This window comes from Streptomyces sp. NPDC004327, from assembly GCF_042873935.1.
Classification (GTDB): Bacteria; Actinomycetota; Actinomycetes; order Streptomycetales; family Streptomycetaceae; genus Streptomyces.
Map to the genome: position 1 here is coordinate 1,039,694 of NZ_JBIAME010000001.1, position 24,192 is coordinate 1,063,885.

Annotated in this window: 18 protein-coding genes; 8 read left to right on the forward strand and 10 right to left on the reverse strand. The window is 74.2% G+C overall.

Translation table 11 applies throughout. The features are described 5' to 3' along the window. Window positions 1–44: 44 nt before the first annotated feature. Window positions 45–1,040 (reverse strand): Acg family FMN-binding oxidoreductase, encoded by a 996-nt coding sequence (locus ACFYU9_RS04520; protein WP_389342279.1) that lies wholly within the window; start codon window positions 1,038–1,040, stop codon window positions 45–47. Window positions 1,041–1,586: 546 nt separating this feature from the next. Between ACFYU9_RS04520 and ACFYU9_RS04525 the strand changes: the two genes are divergently transcribed. Continuing rightward, window positions 1,587–3,329, forward strand: a complete 1,743-nt coding sequence (locus tag ACFYU9_RS04525) for a GAF domain-containing protein (RefSeq protein ID WP_389342282.1) — start codon at window positions 1,587–1,589, stop codon at window positions 3,327–3,329. Between the two features lie 98 nt (window positions 3,330–3,427). On the opposite strand, the gene ACFYU9_RS04530 is transcribed toward ACFYU9_RS04525, so the two are convergent. Beyond that, on the reverse strand, window positions 3,428–4,138 hold the full coding sequence (locus ACFYU9_RS04530) for a response regulator (protein ID WP_389342285.1): 711 nt from the start codon (window positions 4,136–4,138) through the stop codon (window positions 3,428–3,430). 156 nt (window positions 4,139–4,294) lie between these two features. Here ACFYU9_RS04530 and ACFYU9_RS04535 point away from each other — a divergent pair, with 156 nt between their 5' ends. Further along, window positions 4,295–5,155, forward strand: a complete 861-nt coding sequence (locus ACFYU9_RS04535; protein ID WP_389342289.1) for a DUF1826 domain-containing protein — start codon at window positions 4,295–4,297, stop codon at window positions 5,153–5,155. Here ACFYU9_RS04535 and ACFYU9_RS04540 read toward each other — a convergent pair. Next, entirely contained in the window at window positions 5,091–6,077 is a 987-nt protein-coding gene (locus ACFYU9_RS04540) for a hypothetical protein (RefSeq protein ID WP_389342292.1), read from the reverse strand. The genes ACFYU9_RS04535 and ACFYU9_RS04540 overlap by 65 nt on opposite strands. 38 nt (window positions 6,078–6,115) lie before the next feature. On the opposite strand from ACFYU9_RS04540, the gene ACFYU9_RS04545 reads away from it, so the two are divergent. Both ACFYU9_RS04545 and ACFYU9_RS04550 read left to right on the forward strand, forming a co-directional pair. Then, window positions 6,116–7,477, forward strand: coding sequence for a 2OG-Fe(II) oxygenase (locus tag ACFYU9_RS04545; protein WP_389342295.1), 1,362 nt, complete (start codon window positions 6,116–6,118; stop codon window positions 7,475–7,477). A gap of 29 nt (window positions 7,478–7,506) precedes the next feature. Next, window positions 7,507–9,579: a sulfotransferase gene (locus tag ACFYU9_RS04550; protein ID WP_389342298.1), complete on the forward strand. Its 2,073-nt coding sequence runs from the start codon at window positions 7,507–7,509 to the stop codon at window positions 9,577–9,579. A gap of 29 nt (window positions 9,580–9,608) precedes the next feature. Here the strand turns inward: ACFYU9_RS04550 and ACFYU9_RS04555 are convergent, their stop codons facing one another. After that, window positions 9,609–10,466 (reverse strand): aspartyl/asparaginyl beta-hydroxylase domain-containing protein, encoded by an 858-nt coding sequence (locus ACFYU9_RS04555; protein WP_389342301.1) that lies wholly within the window; start codon window positions 10,464–10,466, stop codon window positions 9,609–9,611. After that, window positions 10,463–11,227, reverse strand: coding sequence for a polysaccharide pyruvyl transferase family protein (locus ACFYU9_RS04560; RefSeq protein ID WP_389342304.1), 765 nt, complete (start codon window positions 11,225–11,227; stop codon window positions 10,463–10,465). The genes ACFYU9_RS04555 and ACFYU9_RS04560 overlap by 4 nt, the downstream gene beginning before the upstream one ends. Between ACFYU9_RS04560 and ACFYU9_RS04565 the strand changes: the two genes are divergently transcribed. From ACFYU9_RS04565 to ACFYU9_RS04575, 3 genes are all read left to right on the forward strand, one after another. Further along, window positions 11,228–12,034: a hypothetical protein gene (locus ACFYU9_RS04565; protein ID WP_389342307.1), complete on the forward strand. Its 807-nt coding sequence runs from the start codon at window positions 11,228–11,230 to the stop codon at window positions 12,032–12,034. 71 nt (window positions 12,035–12,105) lie between these two features. Continuing rightward, window positions 12,106–15,480 carry a pyruvate carboxylase gene (locus tag ACFYU9_RS04570; RefSeq protein WP_389342310.1) on the forward strand — a complete coding sequence of 1,125 codons (3,375 nt, stop codon included), beginning with the start codon at window positions 12,106–12,108 and terminating at the stop codon, window positions 15,478–15,480. A 391-nt stretch (window positions 15,481–15,871) separates the two neighbouring features. After that, a complete protein-coding gene (locus ACFYU9_RS04575) occupies window positions 15,872–17,155 on the forward strand; it encodes an alkaline phosphatase family protein (protein ID WP_389342313.1) in 1,284 nt (427 codons plus the stop codon). A 127-nt stretch (window positions 17,156–17,282) separates the two neighbouring features. Here the strand turns inward: ACFYU9_RS04575 and ACFYU9_RS04580 are convergent, their stop codons facing one another. From ACFYU9_RS04580 to ACFYU9_RS04595, 4 genes are all read right to left on the reverse strand, one after another. Next, window positions 17,283–20,183, reverse strand: coding sequence for an ATP-binding protein (locus ACFYU9_RS04580; protein ID WP_389342316.1), 2,901 nt, complete (start codon window positions 20,181–20,183; stop codon window positions 17,283–17,285). 249 nt (window positions 20,184–20,432) lie between these two features. Next, on the reverse strand, window positions 20,433–20,915 hold the full coding sequence (locus tag ACFYU9_RS04585) for a hypothetical protein (RefSeq protein ID WP_389342319.1): 483 nt from the start codon (window positions 20,913–20,915) through the stop codon (window positions 20,433–20,435). Next, the gene (locus tag ACFYU9_RS04590) at window positions 20,912–21,088 is read right to left on the reverse strand and encodes a hypothetical protein (RefSeq protein ID WP_389214668.1); all 177 of its coding nucleotides are present in this window, start codon (window positions 21,086–21,088) and stop codon (window positions 20,912–20,914) included. The genes ACFYU9_RS04585 and ACFYU9_RS04590 overlap by 4 nt, the downstream gene beginning before the upstream one ends. 169 nt (window positions 21,089–21,257) lie before the next feature. Further along, on the reverse strand, window positions 21,258–21,887 hold the full coding sequence (locus ACFYU9_RS04595) for a class I SAM-dependent methyltransferase (RefSeq protein WP_389214665.1): 630 nt from the start codon (window positions 21,885–21,887) through the stop codon (window positions 21,258–21,260). A gap of 41 nt (window positions 21,888–21,928) precedes the next feature. Here ACFYU9_RS04595 and ACFYU9_RS04600 point away from each other — a divergent pair, with 41 nt between their 5' ends. Next, a complete protein-coding gene (locus ACFYU9_RS04600) occupies window positions 21,929–22,531 on the forward strand; it encodes a M15 family metallopeptidase (RefSeq protein ID WP_389342322.1) in 603 nt (200 codons plus the stop codon). 65 nt (window positions 22,532–22,596) lie between these two features. On the opposite strand, the gene ACFYU9_RS04605 is transcribed toward ACFYU9_RS04600, so the two are convergent. Further along, on the reverse strand, window positions 22,597–24,114 hold the full coding sequence (locus ACFYU9_RS04605; protein WP_389342325.1) for a hypothetical protein: 1,518 nt from the start codon (window positions 24,112–24,114) through the stop codon (window positions 22,597–22,599). Window positions 24,115–24,192: the final 78 nt, after the last annotated feature.

Consider the following 24,192-nt stretch of genomic DNA (forward strand, 5'->3'; position numbering starts at 1 on the left):
GTACGGGCGTACGGGGCCGGGCCGCTCGGGCGCCAGCGGGACGGTCAGTCGAAGGCCAGCACCTCGGAGACGGGCCGGCGGGGGGTGGTCCGGCCCCGGGGGCCGTAGCCGAGCCGGACCACCATGTGCACATAACCCGTGGTGGACCCCGGATCCCGCGCCACCGAGCGCAGCTCGGGCCACTCCAGGGGCTGGGACATCAGCGAGGTGGACAGCCCGTCGAGGGTGGCCCGGAGCAGCACGCGCTGCATCGCCTGGCCGGCCTTCAGCCACTCGGCCGCCGTGTCCTCGACCGTGCCGAGCAGCGCGAGCTGCGGGCTCTTCTCGAAGCGGGCCGAGTCCCGGCCGGGGACCGCGCGGTGCGAGCCGAAGTCCCGGACCGGGGCGGTCACGTCGTACTGCCGCGGCCCGAAGGCGTACGCGGGGATCCCCTCGGTCACCGGCCCCTCGCCGTCCGCCCCGGTGCGGATCCAGGCGTCGATCTCGCCGCGCACCAGCGCGTCCGCCGCCTCGAAGCGCTCCGAGTCGTGGACCAGGTCGAGCACCGTGTCCGCGTGCCAGGCGCCCGGTACGACCAGCCGGCAGCCCTCCAGGAACGCGGCGGAACGCAGCCCGTCGAGGATCTCGGCGGGGACCCGCTCGTCGGTGAACGGGAACCGGCTGGTGTGCCGCTCCCGCAGCGCCGGGTGGAGCACGGCCAGCTCGTCGTCGTGCCCGACGGCGGACGGCGGAAGGAGACGGACGTCGGCGAGGTGCCAGGGGTCGTCCGGATCGGGCAGCAGCCGCACCTCGGCGTGCCGGCCCCGGTGCGCGGCGGCCACGCGCAGACCGAACAGCGCGGCCCCGCAGCCGAGGTGGAGGGCGCGACGGTCCGGGTCCTCGCGCGGCATGGCCCGTGAGGGGTCGCCGTACAGCTCGACGGTGCCGGTGTCCGCCCGGTGGACGAACCTCCACGGCTGCGCGTTGTGCATCGACGGCGCGGTGACGGCGTCCTCGACGAGGGACGCCACGAACGAGCGGGTCGGATCGTTGCTGTCCACGGCACGTTTCCTGTCTGTGGGCCGCCGGAGAGGGCGCGGGTGGGGCGGGTACGGGAGGGGCCGGGCGCGGGTCGCCCGCCACGACGGCCCCGGGGTCCCGGGCCGCGTGCCTCCCGCTGCCCCCACCGTCCACCCGGACGCGCCCGCACGCGAGGGCCGAACGGTCCCCCTCGCACGGCCCGACCGGACCGCCCGGCCGTCGGCGTCCGCCGCACGGACCGACCAGACCAGCTCGGGCCGCCGCCCCCGGCTCCCCGCACGGACCGACCGGACCCGCCCCGGCCGCCGGCGTCCCCGCACCCACCGGCCAGAGCCGCCCGGGCCGCCGGCGTCCCCCCACGGACCGACCAGACCCGCCCAGGCCGCCTGCGTCGCCGCACGGCCCCGTGCCCGATGCCACGGCGGGTCCCGGCCGCCCGGCCCGGCAGGAACGGCGGCCGGATCCGCACTACCGTGAGCCCGGCAGGAACGGCGGCGGGATCCGCACTACCGTGAGAGCGGGCGCGGCGGGCGCCGTCCGCGCGCCCGGGGCGACCGGAGGGTGCGATGGGCCGGGAGGACGCGGGGGAATCCGCGCACGCGGACGCGAGGCTGCCCCGGCTGCGCCTCGACGAACTCCTCGACGAGGTCCAGGCCCGCATCGACGAGGTCCGGGGGACCCGGGACCGGCTCAACGGGCTCCTCGAAGCGGTCATGTCCGTCGGCAGGGAACTCGACCTGCCCCATGTGCTGCGCGGCATCGTGGAGGCGGCGGTCACCCTCGTGGACGCCGAGTACGGCGCACTCGGCGTCATCGGCGACGACCGCAGGCTCTCCGAGTTCGTCACCGTCGGCATCGACGACGTGCTGCGGGAGCGGATCGGGCCGCTGCCCTCGGGCCACGGCATCCTCGGCGAGCTGATCCGCAACCCGCAGCCGCTGCGCCTCACCGAGCTGTCCGAGCACCCCTCCTCGTACGGCTTCCCGCCGCACCACCCCGAGATGCACTCGTTCCTGGGCGTGCCGATCCGCGTCCACGACGAGGTGTTCGGCAACCTCTACCTCACCGAGAAGCGCGGCGCGGCCGACTTCGACGCCGAGGACGAGGCCGTGGTGACGACCCTCGCCGTCGCGGCCGGCATCGCCGTCGAGAACGCCCGGCTGTACGAGGAGGGCCGTCTGCGCCAGCGCCTGCTGGCCGCGAGCTCCGACTTCACCCGCGCCCTGCTGTCCGGCGCGGCCGAGGAGGACGTCCTCGACGGGATGCTGGAGCAGGCCGTGGACATCGCCCGCGCCGACATGGGCGTCTTCTACCTGGTCGGCCCGGGCGGCGAGCTGCGCGGCTCACTGGCCCGCGGGGAGGGCGCCCAGGCGCACCGGGGCGTGGTCCTCAGCAGCATCGAGGGAACCCTGGCCGCGGCGGCCCTCGCCCACGACGGGCTGGTCGCGATCGCGGACGTCGAGAACGACGCGCGGGTCACCGTCCAGCCCGAACGGTGGAAGGGCTTCGGACCGGTGGTGGCCTTGACCGTCGGCACCAAGGAACGGCTGAGCGGGGTGCTCATCCTGACGCGGCGGCGCGGCCGGCCGCCCTTCTCGGGCGCCGAGGTCACCGCACTCCCCGGATTCGCCGGACAGGCCGCCCTCGCCCTCGAACTGGCCGACCGGCGCCGGGACGCCGAGCAGGTCAGCATCCTGGAGGACCGCGACCGGATCGCCCGCGACCTCCACGACCTGGCCATCCAGCGGCTGTTCGCCACCGGCATGACCCTGCAGAGCGCCCGCCGCTTCGTCGAGCACCCGGAGGCGGTGGACCGGCTCACCCGGGCGATCGACGACCTCGACGCCACCATCAAGATCATCCGGTCGAGCATCTTCGGCCTCCGCGCCCACGAGACCCCCGGCGCCGCCCCCAAGCTCAGGAACCGCGTCGTCAAGGCGGTCGACCAGGCCGTCGCGACGCTCGGCTTCGCGCCGGCCCTGCGCATGGAGGGCCTGCTCGACACCGACGTGCCCGGCGGGGCGGCCGACGAGGTCGTCGCGGTCATCGGCGAAGCACTCACCAACGTGGCCCGCCACGCCCGGGCCCGGCACGCCGAGGTGGCGGTCGTCGTCGAGGACGGCGCCCTGGCCGTGACGGTGAGCGACGACGGCACCGGCATCCCGCCGGGCGCCTCCCGCGGCGGCCTGCGCAACCTCGCCGAACGGGCCGAACGCCTCAACGGCGAGCTGTCGGTCCGTGCCCGGCCGGGCACCCCGGGCGGCACGGTCCTGGAATGGCGCGTCCCGCTGCCGCCCGGCCGGCCCTGAGGGAGCTACCGCACCTCGGCGTCGTGCGCGTGGGAGCTACCGCTCCTCGGCGTCGTGCGCGTGGGAGCTACCGCTCCTCGGCGTCGTGCGCGTGGGAGCTACCGCTCCTCGGCGTCGTGCCCGTGCCCGTGTTCGTGTTCGTGCTCGTGGGCCTGCGCGGCGATCACGGCCGCCTGCACCCGCCGCTCCACGCCCAGCTTGCCGAGCAGCCGCGAGATGTGGTTCTTGACCGTCTTCTCCGACAGATACAGCCGCTCGGCGATCTCCCGGTTGGTGAGCCCCTCGCCGATCAGGTCGAGCACCGACCGCTCGCGCTCCGACAGCACCGCGAGCCGCTCGTCCTCCGGCGCCCCGGCCGCCTCGGGCTCCCGCAGCGAGTGCATCAGGCGGGCGGTGGTGGCCGGGTCGAGCATCGACTGCCCCGTGGCCACGGTCCGTACCGCCGACACCAGGTCCGAGCCCTTGATCTGCTTGAGCACGTATCCGGCGGCGCCCGCCATGATCGCGTCGATCAGCGCGTCCTCGTCGTCGAACGACGTCAGCATCAGACATGCCAGGCCCGGCATCCGCGAGCGCAGCTCCCGGCACACCGAGATCCCGTCCCCGTCCGGCAGCCGTACGTCGAGCACGGCCACGTCCGGCCGCAGCGCGGGCCCGCGGGCCAGCGCCTGCTCCGCCGTCGCCGCCTCCCCGACCACCTCCATGTCGGGCTCGTCGTCGATGAGGTCACGCAGGCCCCGGCGGACGACCTCGTGGTCGTCCAGGAGGAACACCCGCGTGGGCGTCGCGGCTGCCGGTGAATCGGTCATGGCGACCCCAGTGCTCGGTGGGTTCCTGCCCGCCCCCACAAGAATTGTCCGCCATCGGCGCCGTCCGGTCCCCTGCTGCGGCCGAACGGGTTCTCGCATCCCGGGCCCCGCCTGTCGGGCCGGGCTCCGCCCCGGCCGCCGGTTACGGTCCCGTCCGTGGTCGCCATCGACGAGGAGACGTTCCCCAGCGGTGTCCTCCGCGGGGACACGACCCGCGACATCGCACGGCTGACAGATCCCGGCGTGACCGCCGTCGTCCTGCGCCCGGGCCAACGCCCCGGCTGGCTGGACGAGTTGGCGGCGCTGGTGGTCGAGCGGCGGCTCGTCGTCGCCCGGACGACCCTGGCCGCGGTCTCCCGTGAAGAGTTCGCGGACTGGGCCCGCACCGCCCTCGCCGGCACCGACGGCGCGGTCGCCCGTCCGCTCCTGGAGGACATGACCGGCATCGTGGAGCGGGTCATGGCCGCGACACGGGTGCGGCGCGTGATGGTGCGGGTGTTCACCGAGGCCCCGACCCGCCGCTGCGGCTTCCACGTCGACACCGTTCCGCCGCAGGCGCCGACGACCGGTGCCGTACGGGTCTACAACGGGCCGACCACCGAGTACGTGGCCTGCGACGACGTCGTGAGCATGAAGGCCTTCTACGCCTATCTGTCCCGCCGGGAGCGTGTCGCGCGCGAGGCCGGGGCCGGGGCGTGCGGCGCCTGCGCCGAGGCGCCGGACGGCACGGAGGCAACCGGGGCGGAGACGGCCGGCGCGGAGGCGCTCGGGCCGCTGGTCGCCATGGACGAGGCGCCCTCGTTCCTGCGGCCGCACGCCCCCGTCCACCGGGTGCCGCCGGACGCGACCGTCTACTTCAGGCACGTCGACGTGCGACGGCACTGGTCGCCGCATCCCGTCACCGACGCCTGGATCCACCGGTCGCCCATGGCGGGCCCGCCGCGGCTGGTCCTCAACGTGTCCCCGGCGCAGCGCGCTCCGGCACGTCCCGGTCCGGGGCCAGCAGCACATGACTGAGCGCCGGCAGCGACGGATCGAGGCCGCGCAGCAGCCGCAGCACGCGCGCGCCCGCGCGGGCCGGCCCGTGATGGGCCATGAACCACGTCCGCGGCCGGGCCGCGGTGCCGACCGCCTCCAGGACGGCGGGCACCACGTCGTCCACGCCGTCGAAGAAGACCCCGGTGAACGGGTTGACGTACTGCCAGCCGCCCAGAATCGCCCGGTTGACGACGACGGGCACATCGAGGCAGAGCGCCTCGGCGAGCACCCGCGGCGACGCGTCGAGCACGGCCGGCACGAACAGACAGCGGGCGGCGGCGATCACGGCCAGCAGCAGCGGCCACTCCAGCGGCCCCGTCAGCCGGACGCCGGGCCTCGGGTCCGCGCCGGGCGGGGCGTCGACGACGAGGACCCGCAAGCCCGTCTCCCCGGCCACCCGGCCGAGGCAGCGCGCGCCGAGCGGCCAGTTCTTGGCCCGCTGCCGCCAGGGCTCCGCACCCGACACATGGACCACGTCCGCGACCAGCTCCGGCGGCAGCCCTCGGGGCGCCGGTCGCGGACCGGCGCGGTGCGGTCCGCAGCGGTGCGAGCCGAGGCGGTAGGGGCCCAGGCGGTAGGGGTCGACGCGGCGCGGGTCGGTGAAGTCGGACTCGCTCACCAGGGCCCGCGGCCCGTTCGGCGGCAGGAAGCGGTCGGGGTCCCGGAAGCAGTGCAGCCATCCCTCGCACAGCAGCCCGTAGTCCCGCTCGTCACGGAATCCCGCTCCCGGGAAACCCAGATGGCTCGTGGCGCCGACGAAGCGGCAGCCCTCGTCGGCGAGTTGGTTCAGGCGTACGTGCTGGGCGCGGGTGACGACCGGAGCGCGGACCACCACCCACGGCAGCGGCTCGCCGCCCGGCCCGGTCACCCGCAGGAACGGCGCGCCCGAGGCGGAGTCCACCCGTCGTCCTTCCACCCAGCGACATGACAGGAGAGGCCATGACCCAGCCCATCAGACGCGACTTCTACGGCGATCGCAACGGCGCCACGCGGATCGAGATCTTCGACGAGCTCAGCGACACCGCGAAGGCCGCACTGTACGCCTTCTTCCGGCGGACGGGCGCACCGCACCTCATGGACGAGGTGGTGCTGCCGCTGTTCCACGACGGCGACTCGCAGATCTTCGCCGCGGTCCGCGACCGGCCGTGGCCGCCGTGGGGCCTGGGCGCGCGCAACATCGTCGGGGTTCTCCAGACGCACCTGGTCTCCGACGGCTGCTGGGGGCTGAGCCCGGTGCACGTGGCCGACGAGGACCTGACGAACACGGGGCTGTCCGCCGCGCTGTACAAGGAGGCCCTGGAGACGCTGGCGGTCGACCCCGGCGCCGAGGTGCACTACCTCGTCGCCGAGGACTCGCGGCTCGTCGACCTGGCCATGCGCCGCGCGGGTTTCGAGCGCACCGAGGACGTCTTCCTCACCGAGGCGGCGCGCTACCTGACGTACCGCGCACCGGCCCGAGAGCTGCTGAAGAAGCTTGGCCTTGCCGGACCGGACTCGGTCGACGTGCTCGCCGGCGCGGTCGACGACGAGGTGTTCGAGCGCAACGCGGCCTTCCACGGGACGGTCTATCTCGGATCGCGGGCGGAGTGGACGGCGGACCGGGTCTCCGTCGCGTCCGAGATCGCCCGGCTGGTGCGCGGCGGCCACTACAGCAAGCCGGCGGGCGTGCCGACCGGGACCGGCCGGTACGAGCGGGACGTGATCGACGAAGTCGCCCAGGGCGTACGGGAGTTCCTCACCGTCGCCGAGCAGGAGGACCTCCTGCGGTACGTCCTCGACCGGGAGTCCGAGTTCAAGGCGGCCACGATCCGGGCGCACGGGGCCGACTCGGCGGTGGTGGACGAGCGGGTCCGGCGCAGCTCGGTCCTGCACGATCTCGGCGGCTTCCGGGCGCTGTTCGCGGAACGCATCCGGGAGCAGCTGGAGGCCGTCCGTTCCCGCCTCGGCTTCCCGGCGTTCCCGCTGGGCGACATCGAGCTGCAGGTGACGGCCAACGGCGACCGGGACTACTTCGGCATGCACCGCGACAGCGACGGCGACGACACCCGCGAGCTCTCCTTCGTCTACTTCTTCTCCGCCGAGCCGCGCCAGTTCTCCGGCGGTGAGCTGCGCGTCTTCGAGACGGTCGTCGAGAACGGGCGGCTCGTCCCCACCGACCGCAGCCAGACGATCGTGCCGCGCCCGAACCTCGCGGTGTTCTTCCCCAGCCGGCACGACCACGAGGTGCTGCCCGTCCGGGTGCCGAGCAGGGCGTTCGCCGACAGCCGCTTCAGCGTCACCGGCTGGATCCACCGGAAGTGAGCGGCCGACCCGGTGGCGGGGGAGGGGCGGTGGCGGCGTGGTCCGTGGTGGGCCGCGTCGCGCTCCCGGCCGGCCGCGCCGCCCGGGCCGCGCGCGAGACCCACCACGGCCCCTTCCCCGGCGTGCCGGAGCTGCTGGCCCGCGCCGTACGGACCGACGGCCGGGGCGTGCGCGCCCGTTACCTCTTCGCCTCGGCGGAGGCGGCCGCGGAGTTCGCCGCGAGCCGGGACGCCGCCCTGGCCCGTCTCGGGACACCGGTCACCGGACCGGTGCGCGCCGTCCCGGCGGACCCGCCCGCGGCCTCCCTCCCGGCGCCGGTGATCATCGTCTCGCCGCCGCGTTCGGGCAGTACCGCGCTGTACGACGCCCTGGCCCGCAACCCCGCCCTGTGGACCGTCGGCGGCGAGAGCGAGGGCGTGATCGAGGGCGTGCCCGGACTCCATCCGGCAACCCGCGGCTACGCCTCGCACGCGCTCGACGCGGCGGACGCCGAGGCATGGGGAGACGTGGTGCGGGCGGGTTTCCTCGCCGACCGGAGCGCCGCGCCGGGACGGCGCCCGCTCGCGGGCGAAGGCTCCCCGGCCCCCCGGCTCCTGGAGAAGACGCCGGAGAACAGCCTGCGACTGCCCTTCCTGCTGCGGCTGTTCCCCGACGCCACCGTCGTCCACCTCCGCCGCGACGCCCGGGACACGGTGGCCAGCATGGTGCGGGCATGGACCCACCCGGGCTTCGTCAACATCCCGGAGCTGCCCGGCTGGCCGCGCCGGGCCTGGCACCTGCTGCTGCCGCCCGGCTGGCGGAGCTGGGCCGGCGAGGACCTCACGCGGATCGCGGCCCGGCAGTGGGCCGCCGCCGTGGAGGCCACCCTCGACGCCCGGGACGCCCGGCCGGCCACCGTCCGCTGGGTGGACGTCGACTACGCCGAACTGCGCGGCGCGCCTGCCCGTACGCTCCGCCGGCTGGAGTCGGACCTGGGCCTGCCAGCCACCGCCCGGGGCCGGGACCTGCCGCTGTCGGCCACGACGATCAGCCCGCCGCGCCCCGGCAAGTGGCGCACCACACCCGGCTTCGACCCGGCGGCGCTCGACGCCATGCGGCACACCCTGCGCCGCCTCACGAACGGACGCACCACGATGCCCGAATCGCCCAGATCCGCTCCTGCCGGCCGGCCGGCACCCGGCCGCCGTCCCTCCTTCGCCTGCTGGCTCGACGAGGCGAACCCCCACCAGGAGCCGGACCACGGCGACGGCGCGGTGCTCGATCCGGCAGCGGTGCTCCAGACCGGGGTCACCGTCCCGCTCGGCATGGCACGCCGCACCCGTTTCCGCGACCGCTTCCTGTCCGGCCACCCCGTGCTGTGGACCGACGAACCGGATACCGGAGCCCTCGTGCCGCACTGGGTGCGCTTCGAGGACTTCCGGGCGCTGCGCGAACTCGCCCCCGGGCGGCCCCTGCCGCCCGGCTTCCCCGACCGGCTGCGCGCCGCGCTCGCCGGAGCCGGCGCGCTCGGCACGGCCGAGACCCGGGCGCGCCGGACGGCACGGGCCCGTGCCGTGCTGGCGGGCGCCGCCGAGGAGTTCGCGCGCACGGACGTCTGCGGGATGGGCCGGCTCGTACGCCCGGGGCACCGGCAGGCGCTGCTCGACTACTACGAGCGGCTCATCGCGACGGGCTCGTGGCCGCTCGGCGACGCGCAGGTCGAGGGACGGTACGGCTGGTACAACGAGTCGCTGGCGCGTTTCTTCCACCACCAGTTCGCCGAGGTGGTGGGCCGCCTCGCCGGCCGGCCGGTGCGGCCGTCGTACGCGTACGTCTCCGCGTACCGCGGTGGCGCCGTCCTCGACCGGCACGTCGACCGCGAGCAGTGCGAGTTCACGGTGTCGCTGCTGCTCGGCGAGTCCGGGCCGGGGATCCCGGGCGGCTGGCCGCTGCTCCTCGACGGTGCCCACGGGAGGGTGTCGCTGGTGCAGCGCCCCGGCGAGGCCGTGCTCTTCCGCGGCACCCGGGTGCCGCACTGGCGCCCGCCGCTGCCCGACGGGAGCACCCACACGTCCCTGTTGTTCCACTACGTGCCGGCCGAGTTCACCCGGACCCTGTACTGAGCGGGCGGCCGGCCCGGCGAAGGGGCCGGCTACTGCGGATCGAGGTAGCCGACGTGTCGTGCCCCGGCCTCCGCGACCTGCGGCGCGATCCGCTCCCACCGGGTGACCGACCGCCGGCCCACGGGGCGCACGGCCCGTGCCCGGGCGCGCGTGAAGCCGGCGGGCACCGCTCCCGTACCGAACATCACCTCGGCGGCGGCGGCCGTCCCCAGCATGTCCCAGACGAGGTGGATCCGGTCCGCGGCCCCGGCGTTCCCGGCCGCGTGCACACAGCCGTGGTTGACCAGGTAGACGGTCCCGGCCTCCAGCCGGTGGACGTCGCCGTCGAGCAGGAGCGTGGCCTTCGGGCCGGTGACCAGCGGCAGATGGAAGCGGGCCCGGACGCCGACGGTGCCGGACCGCGACAGTACGACGCTGTGCTCCTCGTGCGGCGCGAGCGCGGCGCCCGGGCCGAGGACGTTGACCCGGAAGTTCACCAGGTGCGGCAGCGCCCCGGCCAGCGCGGCCAGCGCGGGGTAGCGCGTGCGGTCGTGGAAGCGTTTGCCGAAGCAGGACAGGTCGTGGTCCCGGGAGAAGTCGTCGCAGCGGCCCGAGGCGTTGAGCAGGCTGAACTGCTCCACCCGGCCGCGCGGTCCGGCCCAGGCCGTCACATGGCCCGGGGCGCCGGCCAGCGAAGGAGCGTGCCGGGCGCGCAGCTCGGCCACCTCCGCGACGAGCCCGCGCAGGGTCGGGGCGTCGGCGGTGAACAGCCGCAGGCAACGGATGCCGGGGTGGTGGTAGTTCGCGTCCCGGATGCCGCGCAGCACCCGCCGCGGATCCCGGTCGTCGTCGCGACGGCTGTCGTGGCCGTCGTGGCCGTCCTGGTCTTCGTCGCCTCGTCCGGTCATCGGAAGGGACACCTCTCCAGGAGCAGGTCGAGGTCGGGCAGGTGCGACGGGAGCGTCGCGAAGTCGGCCGGTGCGACCGTGTCCAGGTTCGCGCCGGTGGCACCGACCGGCAGGGGCGGCGGCACCGGAACGCCGACGGAGAGGAAGTAGTCGTGGAACTTGCTGTCGTCGCCGCTGGGCAGGTCACGGAACCTGATCCAGACGGCCGGGATCCCGTAGGCGTGGGCGAGGACGATGCCGTGCAGGCTCGACGAGGCGACCAGGCCGGCGCCCGTCAGCTGCTCCACGACGTCCTCGACGCCGCACTGCACGTCGACGAGCCGCCAGCGCGCCGGGACACCGCGCCGGGCCCGCGCCTTGTCCGCGAAGTGCGGGACGACCACGCACCGGCCGCCCGCGCGGACGGGGCGCCGCGGCAGGAACCTCGGCACGAGCAGCCCCGGGTCGCCGTAGACCGGGGGACAGGCGGCGCCCGAGCGCAGGGCCGCCTCGCGGGTGAGCGGCCCCCGCACGGCGAGCAGTTCGGCCCGCGGATCGACGCGCTCGCCGGCCTCCATCACGCCCGCGCCCCACACCACGCAGCCCGGCCCGGCGAGCGCGACCACGCTGCCCGTGACGAAGTGCTTGCGGCCCGGCGCGTGCGGAGCGACCCAGCGGGCCGGGGCGCCGGAGATGCGGCGGATCAGCCACGGGGTGAGCCGGTCACCGACGTTGCCCTGGCTGGGCACCCGGCACCAGAAGGCGGGAACGGACGCGGACACGTGGGTCACCGTAGCGAGCGGACGGCCCTGTTCCTGCGCACCTACCACCGCGATGTCACCTGGCTGGGCTACGCGCTCGCGGCCATCGAGCGGTGGTGCCACGGCTTCGCCGAGGTGGTCGTGGTCACGCCGCGCACCGGCTCGGCAGCGGTGCGCCGGGCGGTCGGCGGCGGCGTACGGCTGCTGGTCTGCCCGGACTTCCGGGACGACTACCTCGGGCAGCAGGTGACCAAGCTGTACGCGGACGAGTGCACGGACGCCGGGCTGATCTGCCACGTCGACTCGGACGTCGTCTTCACCCGTCCCGTCTCGCCCGCCGACCTGCTGGACGCCGGCGGCCGGCCGTGGATCGTCCGCCGGGCGGTGTCCCGCCTCGGCCGGCACCGGCCCTGGCTCGCCCCGACGGAGGAGTTCCTGGGCCGTCCGGTCGCCCACGACTTCATGCAGCAGCCGCCGTTCACCTATCCGCGACAGCTCTACCCGCAGGTGCGCGCGCTCTGTCTGGAGCGGCACGGGATGCCGCTGGACCGCTACGTGGCGGGGCGGCCGCCCCGGGGCTTCTCGGAGTTCAACGTGCTCGGCGCCCACGCCTACGCGGCCCACCGCGCGGAGTTCGCCTGGTACGACACCGATGCGGACGCGGCGCGCGTGCCGCGGCTGTGCCGGTGGTACTGGAGCAGGGGCGGCATCGACGCCGCCCTGCGCCGCGAACTGGAAGAAGTTACCGGTTGGTACGGCGCACGCGTCACGACGGACCCCATTCTGTGCCACCCGGGGGGTGCGAGGCCCGATGATCCATGTCACTGAGCCGGCACCTTCAGGCGGCGCAAGGGCAGCCCTTAGCGTGACGGAAACGAGGCAGCGGTGAAGGGATCAGAATGTTCCGCAAGGTGCTGGTGGCCAACCGCGGGGAGATCGCGATTCGCGCGTTCCGCGCCGGCTACGAACTGGGAGCGCGCACCGTCGCCGTCTTCCCGCACGAGGACCGCAACTCGCTGCACCGGCTGAAGGCCGACGAGGCGTACGAGATCGGGGAACCCGGGCACCCGGTGCGGGCGTACCTCTCCGTGGCGGAGATCATCCGGGCCGCCCGGCTGGCCGGCGCCGACGCGGTCTACCCCGGCTACGGCTTCCTCTCCGAGAACCCGGAACTCGCCCGCGCCTGCGAGGAGGCGGGCATCACCTTCGTGGGCCCGGACGTGCGGACCCTGGAGCTGACCGGCAACAAGGCCCGCGCCGTGGCCGCCGCCCGCGCGGCCGGCGTGCCCGTGCTCGGCTCCTCGGCGCCCTCCACCGACGTGGACGAACTGGTCGCCGCAGCCCAGGACATCGGCTTCCCGGTCTTCGTCAAGGCCGTCGCGGGCGGCGGCGGCCGCGGCATGCGCCGCGTCGAGGACCCGGCGACACTGCGCGAGTCCATCGAGGCGGCGGCCCGCGAGGCCGAGTCCGCCTTCGGCGACGCCACCGTCTTCCTGGAGAAGGCCGTCGTCGACCCCCGCCACATCGAGGTGCAGATCCTCGCCGACGGCGAGGGCAACGTCATCCACCTGTACGAGCGCGACTGCTCCCTGCAGCGCCGCCACCAGAAGGTGATCGAGCTCGCGCCGGCCCCCGGCCTCGACCCGGCGATCCGCCAGCGCATCTGCGACGACGCCGTGCGGTTCGCCCGTGAGATCGGCTACCGCAACGCCGGCACCGTGGAGTTCCTCCTCGACCGCGACGGCAACCACGTCTTCATCGAGATGAACCCGCGCATCCAGGTCGAGCACACGGTGACCGAGGAGGTCACCGACATCGACCTGGTGCAGTCCCAGCTGCGCATCGCCGCCGGCGAGACCCTCGCCGACCTCGGCCTCGCGCAGGAGTCCGTCGTGCTGCGCGGCGCCGCGCTGCAGTGCCGCATCACCACCGAGGACCCGGCCAACGGCTTCCGCCCCGACACCGGCATGATCAGCGCCTACCGCTCGCCGGGCGGCTCCGGCATCCGGCTCGACGGCGGCACCACGCACGCCGGCACCGAGGTCAGCGCCCACTTCGACTCGATGCTGGTCAAGCTGACCTGCCGGGGCCGGGACTTCAGGGCCGCCGTCGGCCGCGCCCGGCGCGCCGTCGCCGAGTTCCGCATCCGGGGCGTGTCCACCAACATCCCCTTCCTCCAGGCCGTGCTCGACGACCCGGACTTCCAGGCCGGGCACGTCACCACCGCCTTCATCGAGCAGCGGCCCCACCTGCTCACCGCGCGCCACTCGGCCGACCGGGGCACCAAGCTGCTCACCTACCTCGCCGACGTCACCGTGAACAAGCCGCACGGCCCGCGGCCCGAACTCGTCGCGCCCACCACCAAGCTGCCTGCGCTGCCCGCCGGCGCACCGCCGGCCGGGTCGAAGCAGCGGCTCACCGCGCTCGGCCCGGAGGGCTTCGCGCGAGGCCTGCGCGAGTCGCCCACCATCGGCGTCACCGACACCACCTTCCGCGACGCCCACCAGTCGCTCCTCGCCACCCGGGTGCGCACCAAGGACCTGCTCGCCGTCGCCCCGGCGGTGGCGCACACCATGCCGCAGCTGCTCTCCCTCGAATGCTGGGGCGGCGCCACGTACGACGTCGCGCTGCGCTTCCTCGCCGAGGACCCCTGGGAGCGCCTGGCCGCGCTGCGCGAAGCCGTACCGAACATCTGCCTGCAGATGCTGCTGCGCGGCCGCAACACCGTCGGCTACACCCCGTACCCGACCGAGGTGACCGACGCCTTCGTGCAGGAGGCCGCCGCCACCGGCATCGACATCTTCCGGATCTTCGACGCGCTCAACGACGTGGACCGGATGCGGCCCGCCATCGACGCCGTACGGGCGACCGGCACGGCCGTCGCCGAGGTCGCGCTCTGCTACACCGCCGACCTCTCCGATCCGGCCGAGAAGCTCTACACCCTCGACTACTACCTGCGGCTCGCCGAGAAGATCGTCGCCGCGGGCGCCCACGTCATCGCGGTCAAGGACATGGCCGGCCTGCTGCGCGCCCCCGCCGCGGCGAAGCTCGTCTCCGCGCTGCGCAGGGAGTTCGACCTGCCGGTGCACCTGCACACCCACGACACCGCCGGCGGCCAGCTCGCCACCTACCTCGCCGCGATCCAGGCCGGCGCGGACGCCGTCGACGGCGCCGTCGCCTCCATGGCCGGCACCACCTCGCAGCCCTCGCTGTCGGCGATCGTCGCCGCCACCGACCACTCCGACCGGCCCACCGGCCTCGACCTCCAGGCCGTCGGCGACCTGGAGCCTTACTGGGAGAGCGTCCGCAGGATCTACGCCCCCTTCGAGGCCGGCCTCGACTCGCCCACGGGTCGCGTCTACCACCACGAGATCCCGGGCGGGCAGCTCTCCAACCTGCGCACCCAGGCCGTCGCGCTCGGTCTCGGCGACCGCTTCGAGGACGTCGAGTCGACCTACGCCGCCGCGGACCGGATGCTCGGCCGGCTCGTGAAGGTCACGCCCTCGTCGAAGGTGGTCGGCGACCTCGCGCTGCACCTCGTCGGAGCCGGGGTGGCACCGGAGGACTTCGAGGCGACGCCCGGTCGGTACGACATCCCCGACTCGGTCGTCGGCTTCCTCCACGGCGAACTGGGCACCCCGCCGGGCGGCTGGCCGGAACCCTTCCGCACCAAGGCCCTCCAGGGCCGCGCCGGCCCCAAGCCGGTCCAGGACCTGACCGCCGAGGACCGCGACGGCCTCGCCAAGGACCGGCGCGCCACGCTCAACCGGCTGCTCTTCCCCGGTCCGACCAAGGCGTTCGAGGCGCACCGCCAGGCGTTCGGCGACACCAGCGTCCTCGACAGCAAGGACTTCTTCTACGGGCTGCGTCCCGGCAAGGAGTACGCCGTCGACTTCGGGCCCGGCGTCCGGCTGCTCATCGAACTGGAGGCCATCGGCGAGGCCGACGAACGCGGCATGCGCACCGTCATGTCCACGCTCAACGGCCAGTTGCGGCCGATCCAGGTCCGCGACAACGCGGCGGCCGCCGACCTGCCGGTGACCGAGAAGGCCGACCGTTCCAACCCCGGCCACGTCGCCGCGCCGTTCGCCGGCGTGGTCACCCTCGCCGTCGCGGAGGGCGACGAGGTCGAGGCCGGTGCGACCGTCGCCACCATCGAGGCGATGAAGATGGAAGCCTCGATCACGGCCCCGAAGGGCGGCCGGGTGGCCCGCCTCGCCATCACCCGGATCCAGCAGGTGGAAGGCGGCGACCTGCTCGTCGAACTGGCCTGAGCACGATTCCGGCCGGGGCGCGGACGCGCCCCGGCCGTCGTGTTTCCGAAATACCCGAGAATTCATTCGTCAATGGGGAAGACTGCGTATTCATTGCGCGGAGGGCGAGATAAAGTCCCTGGTCACGGTCCGGAGTGACGGCTCGGCAGGTCGATTCGTCCGGTGAAGTGGATTAATTCTCAATCGGTTGTCGAATTCTGCTGAGGGTGGCCTGGAATTCATTTCCGAGAGGGCGGTGAGGCGATTGATCGCTGCTAGTGTCCCGACCCGTCGGTCCGCCGGAACGCGCGAACGCGCCGGCCGGTCCGCCGCCTCCTCCCGCGGCGCACCCCGGCCGTCTCCGGCCGCCCGGGACACCACACCCTCACCGAAGGAACCACCGTGCCCACACGTGGACACACGCCCTCGATCACGCCGCGCCCTCGGCGGACTGCTCGCCGCCGCCCTGTCGGCCTGCTTCGCGATCACCGGCACCGCCGCGCAGCCGGCCGCCGCCGCACCCGCGGTGCCGACCCCCGACCACGTGGTCGTCGTCATGATGGAGAACGAGCCCTACGACGGCATCATCGGCAACACCGCCCAGGCCCCCTACCTCAACTCGCTGGCCGCCCAGGGCGCGTCGTTCAGCGCCGCGAACGGCGAGTGGCACCCGAGCCTGCCGAACTACTACGCCCTGCTGTCGGGCTCGACCCAGGGCCTGGTCAACAGCACCCCGCCGCCGGTCGGTTCGGTCGACGCCGACAACCTGCCCGGCCAGCTCGCCACCCACGGCCGCTCCTTCGCCGACTACTCCGACGAGGCCACTCCCGCCGCGTGGCTGCGCTTCGCCGACCTGCCCGGCACCGCGACCGCCCCGAACCCGGTCGACAAGTGGCTCACCTGCCCGTCCCCGACGCCCGGCCAGGGCTGCGGCTTCCCGGCCGACGCGGCCGGCTACGCCGCCCTGCCGACCGTGACCTTCGTCCACGGCAACGAACACGAGTCCATGCACGACGGCAACGTCCCGGGCGGCGACGCCTGGGTGCGCAACACCGTCGGCGGCTACGCGAACTGGGCGAAGACCCACAACAGCCTGCTCATCGTGACCTGGGACGAGGACGACTTCCAGCCCGCCAACCACATCCCGACCCTCGTCTACGGCGCCGGCGTCAAGCCCGGCAGCTACAGCGAGAAGACCAACCACTACAACCTGCTGCGCACCATCGAGGACATGTACGGCCTGCCGTACCTCGGGAACGCCGCGGCCGCGGCGCCGATCACCGACATCTGGGGCTCAGGCCCGGCCGTCTGGCGTGGCCCCGGACCGGTCACCGGCTACAACAACTGGTGCCTGGACGACCGCGGAAGCGGCACCGCCGACCTCAACCCGGTCGTGCTCTACGGCTGCACCGGCGCCGCCAACCAGCAGTGGACGCTGCCCGGCGACGGCACCGTCCACACCCTCGGCAAGTGCCTCGACGTGCTGCGCAGCGGCACCGCCAACGGCACCCTCGTCGAGCTCTACCAGTGCAACGGCAGCGGTGCCCAGCAGTGGCTCGCCCAGCCCGACGGCACCCTGAGGAACCCGCAGTCCGGCAAGTGCCTCGACGACCCGGGCTCCAGCCTGGCCGGATCCCAGCTGATCATCTGGGACTGCAAGGCCACCGCCAACCAGATCTGGCACCTGCCCGCCTGACGGAGGCCGGCGGCCGGTGCGCCGTGGGGGGTGGGTGCGCACCGGCCGGGCACGACTCTGCGCCCTGCCGCGACGCCGTGGCCATGGGGGACGGCTCTGATGCGTACCCCCATCCGGAGCCGACCGCTCACGCGCCGCTCGCGGCGGCCGGTTCCGGGAAGACCCGGTGGACGTTCCGCCGGGTGGTGCCGAGCTTCGTCAGGACGTGCGCGACATGCTTCTCGACCGTCCTGGGGGACAGGAACAGCGTCCGGGCGATGTCCTGGTTGGTGGCCCCGCGCGTGAGGAGTTCGGCCACCTCGCGTTCGCGGGGCGAGAGTTCCGCACCGTAGCCGCGGCGGCCGCGCGCGGCCGGGCGGCCCCGACCGAGCCGCCGCAGGCCGTTGCGGCAGCGGGCGGCGTCGGCACCGGCACCGAGACCGAGGAAGGCGTCCAGGGCTTCGCCGAGGCGGGCCGCCGCCTCCTCGGCGCTCGTGGGTGCCAGAGCGCCGGCGAGATCCTCGGTTGCGCGCGTGGTCTCGTACGGCCGGCCGATCTCCGCCCAGCTCCGGCGGGCCCCCTCGAAGTGCCCGGCCGCGCCGTGCGGATCGGACTCCTGGAGCAGCAGCCCCCGCGCGACGTCGAGTTCGGCGAGGGCGCCCGGTGCGTCGCGGCCCGCCAGGCCGTCCCCGACCTCCGCGGTGAGCCGCGCGGCATCGTCGCGGTGCCCGGTGGCGAGGGCGGCCCGCACGGCGACCGGGACCAGGCCGGTGGCGCGGGTCCAGATGCCGCTGCGCCGCAGCTCCGCGAGGGCGGCCGAGGTGACGGCGAAGGCATCGCCCGCCGCGTCCCGGGCGAGGTGCACGGCGGCGAGTCCGGCGGCGGCCCGCTGCGCCGTGCTGATCTGGACCTGCCGCTCGGCGCGGGCCGCGGCGGCGTCGAAGTGCCGCTCGGCGGCCCCGAACCGGCCCTGTGCCGTCGCCAGCCGACCGAGGATCAATTCCTGTTCCAGCCCGACGAACGCCATGCCGGGATACTCGGCCCCCAGCGCGGCCAGCCGCTCCACCAGGTCCGGCCCCCGTCCGGCCAGACTGTCCAGGCGCAGCAGGGCGCACCGGCTGTAACACTCCATGGTGGGCAGGCCGTGGCGTGCCGCGGAACGGAGGCTCTCGTCGAGGAGTTCCCGGGCACGGCGGTCGTGCCCGCCCTCGATCAGGGCGTCGGCGACGTTGAACAGGGCACGGACGTTCTGCCGGGTGACGCCGGGCTCGTCCGTGTCACGGGGCAGTTCGTCCAGCTCCCGCCACACCTCGGGCCGCGAGTCACGGGCCAGGAGGGTCAGCCGGTCCGCGCGCACCGTCGCGTGGGCGGCGGCGTCGGAGCTGGCGTGGAGCACCTGCTCGGCGCGCCGGATCCAGGTCCACGCCTGACCGGCGGCCCCGTCCCACTCGTTGAGGGAGAGTGCCGTCATGGCCCGGACGGCCGCTTCCGGACGGTCCGCCAGCTCGGCGGCGGCCTGTTCCACGACGGCGAAGCCCGAGCGGTCGCCGGCGTGGGTGGCCGTGAGGATGCCCAGCGCGTACCGGATCTGCCCACGGGTGCCGGTGCCGAGCCGCGGGTCGTCGAGCAGGACGCGCAGCCGTGCCGCGCTCGCGGCGTGGTCCGTGCCGTCGACCGCGATCCGGGCCAGCGCGAGAGCCGCGTGCGCACGGATGCCGTCCGGCAGGTCCGGCTCGTCGAGCAGCCGGTGCAGCAGCGGCGCGGCCGTGCCGGTGTCGCCGAGCGCGACGGCCCGGTCCGCGGCCCGCTCGGCCCGGCGGGCCCACTCAGCGCGGTCACCGGCGGCCAGGGTGTGGTGCGCGATCTGCACGAGCGGCGCGGGTGACTCCGCCTCCAGGGCCGCGACGGCGCTCCGGTGCAGCCGCCGTCGCCGGGGGCCGGGGATGTGGCGGTAGGCGACCTGCTGGGCCAGCGCGTGGCGGAAGAAGTACCGCCCGAGGTCGCCCTCCCGCAGCACGGCGGCGCGCAGGGCGCTGACGATGCCCTCGGCACCCCGCTCGGGGTCGAGGCCGGCGACCCGCGCGAGCAGGGGTTCGGTGGCCGGCACGGCGAGCACCGCCGCCGCGGCGACGACGGCCGCTCCCTCCTCCGGCAGGTGGTTCAGCCGTTCGGTGACCGCCTCGCGCAGCCCCGGCGGCACCTCGGCGCGTGCGAGGCGGGCGGCCACGTCGCCGCGGCCGTGGGCCTGGCCGGTCTCGCGCAGGGTGATCAGGTCCTCCTCTGCCACGAGCGGCAGGCCCTGGCTGCGCTCGTACAGCACCCCGGCGAGCCCGGCCGCGGTCCGGGCGCCGAGGGCGTCGGCCACCAGCGCTCGGACGTCGTCCGAGGTCAGCGGGGCGAGCCGGATCGAGGCGCCGCCGACGCCGGGCGGACGCCGGTAGGCCGAGCCGAGGACCGGTGTTCCGTCCGACAGGTCCTCGGGGCGGTGCGTGAGCACCAGGCCGAGCTGCTCCGGCAGGTCCCGGGCCAGCAGCAGAAGCAGCTCGCGGGTGGCCTCGTCGGCCCAGTGCAGGTCCTCGACCACCACGACCGCCGGTCCGATCGCCCCGAGCAGGGCACGCACCCCCTGGACGACGCGGTGCCGCTGGGCCCGCGGGTCGTCCGCCGGGGCGGGCGGCGACGGCAGCCGGCCGGCGAGGTCGGGCAGGAGCGGGGCGAGCGCGCCGGCGGTGGGCGGGACGTCCCCGGGCGGGGGGAGCAGCGGGCCGGTCCCGCGCAGCGCGTCGATCACGGGGCCGTACGGGAAGGGCTCGCGCAGCGGATGGCAGAAGCCGGTCAGCACCGGGCGGCCCTCGGCGGCCAGGACCGCGGCCGCCTCGTGGACCAGGCGGGACTTGCCGATGCCGGCCTCGCCCTCCAGCACGACGACCGCCGGGGGCCGCCGCAGCGCCGCCAGGAGCCGCTCCAGCTCCCGGCCGCGGCCGACGAAGCCGAAGCCGTGACCCCGGACGAACTCCGGGCCGTCGCCGCGTTCGGCGGGCCGGGCCACAGGATCACCGCCCTTCCCGTTCACGACAGCCCCGGCCGTGGGGCCCGGCACACCACGGGCACGGCGGTGTGCGGGCGCCGTCACGGGCGGATCCGGGTGGTGACCACGATCGAACTCCTCGGTCTTCCCGCCGTCCGGTGCGTGGGGCGGGGCGGGCCTGGGCGACCGCGCACGGGCCCACCCAATCTCCTCGCCCGCGCCGGATCAATGGGTATCCCTACCCAAAGTCGGGAGGGCGGGTACCCACCCTCAGGCCCCGGCCCGGCGGGCGCCGTCGGGCCACAGGACGTCCACCCGGATGCCGCGGGCGCGGGCGAAGGCCACGAGGTGCGCGGTGGTGTCCCGGCCGTCCGCAGCCGAACCGTCCCACACGGCGAGGACCCGGGCGCAGGCCCGGAGCAGCGACTCGTCGGCGCGCACGCACGACGCGCGGTCCGCCGGGTCGAAGTCGAAGAGCCGCAACGTGCGGGAGAGCATCAGCAGTTCTCCGGCGGCCTTGTGGTCGGGCGTCCGCAGCATGTCCGGCAGCCCCTGGCGCGAGGGCAGGACGGTCTCCAGGGCCAGCCCCGCGGCGCGCGCGGCGCGGCCCGCGATGAGCGGCAGCCCCTGCCCCACCCGGACCAGGCCCGCCCGGCCCGCCCGCGTGAACGCGGCGAGCCGGGTGCGGAGTTCGGCCTCCAGGAGCTCCAGCGTCGGGCCGGTGAGGTCGGTGTGCCCGACGACCGCGATCACTCGTCGTCTCCTTCCCCGACGTCGATGCCGTGCTTGCGCGCGAGCCGCAGGGCGTCCTCCAGCTCGTCGGCGGCGAGCGCGGCGTCGAAGGCGTCCTCGTCCTCGCGCGCCTTCGCCAGCCGCGCCCGCGCCACGCGTACGCGTTCCAGCAGCGCCTCGGTAAACGTGCCCATGCCACCTCCTGCTCCGGCCGCGCCGCTCTTGAGCGACTCGACAACTAACGAATTAAAGAATTCTGCAATTAGCGGTGATTCTATCGGCGTGACGGTGACGGTGGTCCGCTGCGGCCGCGGTGGTGAACGACACCGACGCGCCGCCGAACGGGGTGCCGGCCGACCGACCCTACGGCAGGCGCGCCAGCACGTGGGCGTCGAGGAAGCCCCGCTCCGAGGCAGGGTCGTGGAGCAGCCGGGCGAACGGGGCGAGGCCGGCGTCGGTCAGGAGTCCGGCGAGGCGGTCCGCCGGCCAGCTGTAGGCAGGGGTCACCTTGTGGTCGAAGCGGACGGGCTCGGGCCCGTCGGTCCCGAAGAACGAGACCAGGAGCAGGCCGCCCGGTGCCAGGACCCGCGCCAGCTCGGCGAGCAGCGCGGGGAGTTCGGCGGGCGGGGTGTGGATCAGCGAGTAGTGGGCCAGCACGCCGCCGAGCGCGCCGTCCTCGACCGGCAGGTCCTCCATGCGCGCCTCGTCGAAGCGCAGCGCCGGATGGGCCCGCCGGGCGTGGTCGATCATGCCGGGGGAGAGGTCGAGACCGAAGGCGTCGAGGCCCAGCTCGTGCAGCATGGCCGTCAGATGCCCGGGCCCGCACCCCACGTCGGCCGCCCGCGGGTTGCCGGTCCCGCGCACCAGCTCGGCGAAGGTGCCGATCATGGTCCGCGAGAACGGCTGCTCCTCCAGCCGGTTCGCGAACTTCGACGCGTAAAGTTCCACGACGCCGTCGTAGGCCGCCCTGGTCTCGTCCCGGTGATCCGCCACGGAGCCGAACCTAACACCCCCGCACGGGAGATGATCGTGGCATGACTGAGATCGTGTTGATGTCGGACCCGAGGGTCGCCGCCGTGCCGGTCGCCGAGTCCGGCGAAGGACTCGTCGACGTCCGCCGCGGCGGATCGCTCCTCGTCGACGCGCGCAAACAGGACCCGGCGGACGCCTTCGCGTACCTGAGGTCAGGTGTCCACGAACGGCTGCTCAAGGCCCAGGCGCTGCTTCCGGACGGTGTGCGGCTGCTGTTCGTCGAGGGGTACCGGCCGCCCGCGCTCCAGCGGGAGTACTTCGAGGAGTACGCCGGTCAGCTGCGAGCGGCCCACCCCGGCTGGTCCGCCGAGCGGATCCACTCGGCGGCGAGCAGGTACGTCTCACCGCCCGACATCGCCCCGCACAGCGCCGGCGCCGCCGTCGACCTCACCCTCGCCGACGCCGACGGACGCGAACTGGACCTGGGCACGCGCATGAACGCCGACCCGGAGGAGAGCGACGGCGCCTGCTACACCCATGCCGCGAACATCGGCGAGGAGGCCCGCGCGAACCGCGAGCGGCTGGGCGCCGTTCTCACCGCCGCCGGGCTGGTGAACTACCCCACGGAGTGGTGTTCCCGGTCAAGTTCTTGTGTTCAAGAATAGGAGGTCCTTCGAAGGGCCTCCCAGGATGTGACTGCCGGGGCAGAGAGTTCTTTGGCGGCCAGGGCTTACAGCCGCGATATCAGATCCGACATGACAGCGAGGGGCAGCGAAGGATTGGCGGCTGCCGCCTCCACCACCTGCCAGTCGGCGTCGGTGAGTAGCTCTTCGATGATCGGCGGCGGAAGTGCCGCATGACTGGCGGCTATACGCCTCGCCTGTGCGTCTGCCAGGCAGGCGAGCAGCGCCGGTGCCGACGCATTGCGATGCCGGGCGATCTCGCGGAACGCCTTCTGCACCGATGGTTCGTGCCGGGCAAGGTCTTCCAGAAGTGCCGGAGTCGCGTCCGGATTGGAAGCCACCTTGGCGACGATCCGGACTCCGTGCCGGTCCAGCATGGTGCGCAGTTGGCCTTCCGAGAGGCCCGGGTGTGGAGCGATGGACTTGACTACTTTTGCGTCGGAGTCGGCGGCCAGTGCGTCGCGTGTAGCGGGTGGCAAATCGCGGCGTTGGGCTACGAGCATCCGCGCGGCTGGGTTCGGTGATGCGGCCAGCTTCTCGACCTCGTCGGGGGATGCCGAGGCGATCCGCGGCAGCAAAGTGGCACCGATCTTGGTAGCGCCGGCCAGGTGGGTCAGCACGTCGAGCGGTATGTGTGGGTTGTGGGCGAGCCTGCGTCGCACTTCGTGGTCACGGTCGGCTGCCAGTGCACGAATCAGGGCGTCGTCGATCGCCGGATTCTCGGCGAGGTCTGCTCGAGCACCGGGATTCGAATCTACGGCGAGCCGAGCGCAGACCTCCGATGGCAGATCGGGGCGGCCGGCGAGCGCCCAGCGCAACAGCAGCGAAGGGTGGCCGACGAAGCCGACGACGGCTTCAGTGGGTGTGGCCGGGTTCCGAATCGCCACCTGCTGCATGTCGTGTCTGGTGGACTCGTGGGAGCCGTCGCAGGAGGCGCCGGACAGCAGATTGCAGTCGAGTCGCGAGCATTGCGGATCGTGCACGAACGGCGTCGATTCACGGTCGCAGACCAGGCACCGCTGTGCGGGTGGCAGCCCCTCGCCGGTGAGCAGCGCCGCCAGTACGGCCGGTGGCGTCGCCTCGTTGGCCGCCACCGCGCGACGGACCTCGGCATGCGGATGCGCCGCGAGTCTGGTGGCCGTCTCCGGTGTCGTCCACAACGCGAGCTCCGCGACGACCTGTACCTCCGAGTCGGTGGCCAGCATCTCCACCACATCGAGCGGAAGGCCGGAGCAGGCGGCAAGCTTCTCCCGGCGCTCGACGACTGGATCTTCCGCGAGGAGACGCGCCCACTCCGGGCGTCCGGCACGCTCGGCAAGCAGGGCGAGCGCGACGTCCGGTTGCGTCGCGGGATCAACGTCTGCGGCGGTCAGCAGGCCTGCATACGCAAGCGACACAGCGCTTTCCTCGACACGCGAGGCCAGCACCACCGCCTGCGCGTGGCTGAGGCCGGCCCGATGAGCGAGGTCCGCAGCAATCTCGGCGTCCGCGACCGCGATCAGCCGGTCGACCAGCTCGGACGGCAGGCTTACGTTGGCGGCAAGCCCGCACAGAACATGGTTCACAGAGGCATCCTGCCTGGAACGTCACCGAATCGCTCCTGGATTTCGAGTCCCAGGTGCTACGCGTAGAGAGGTGGCTCG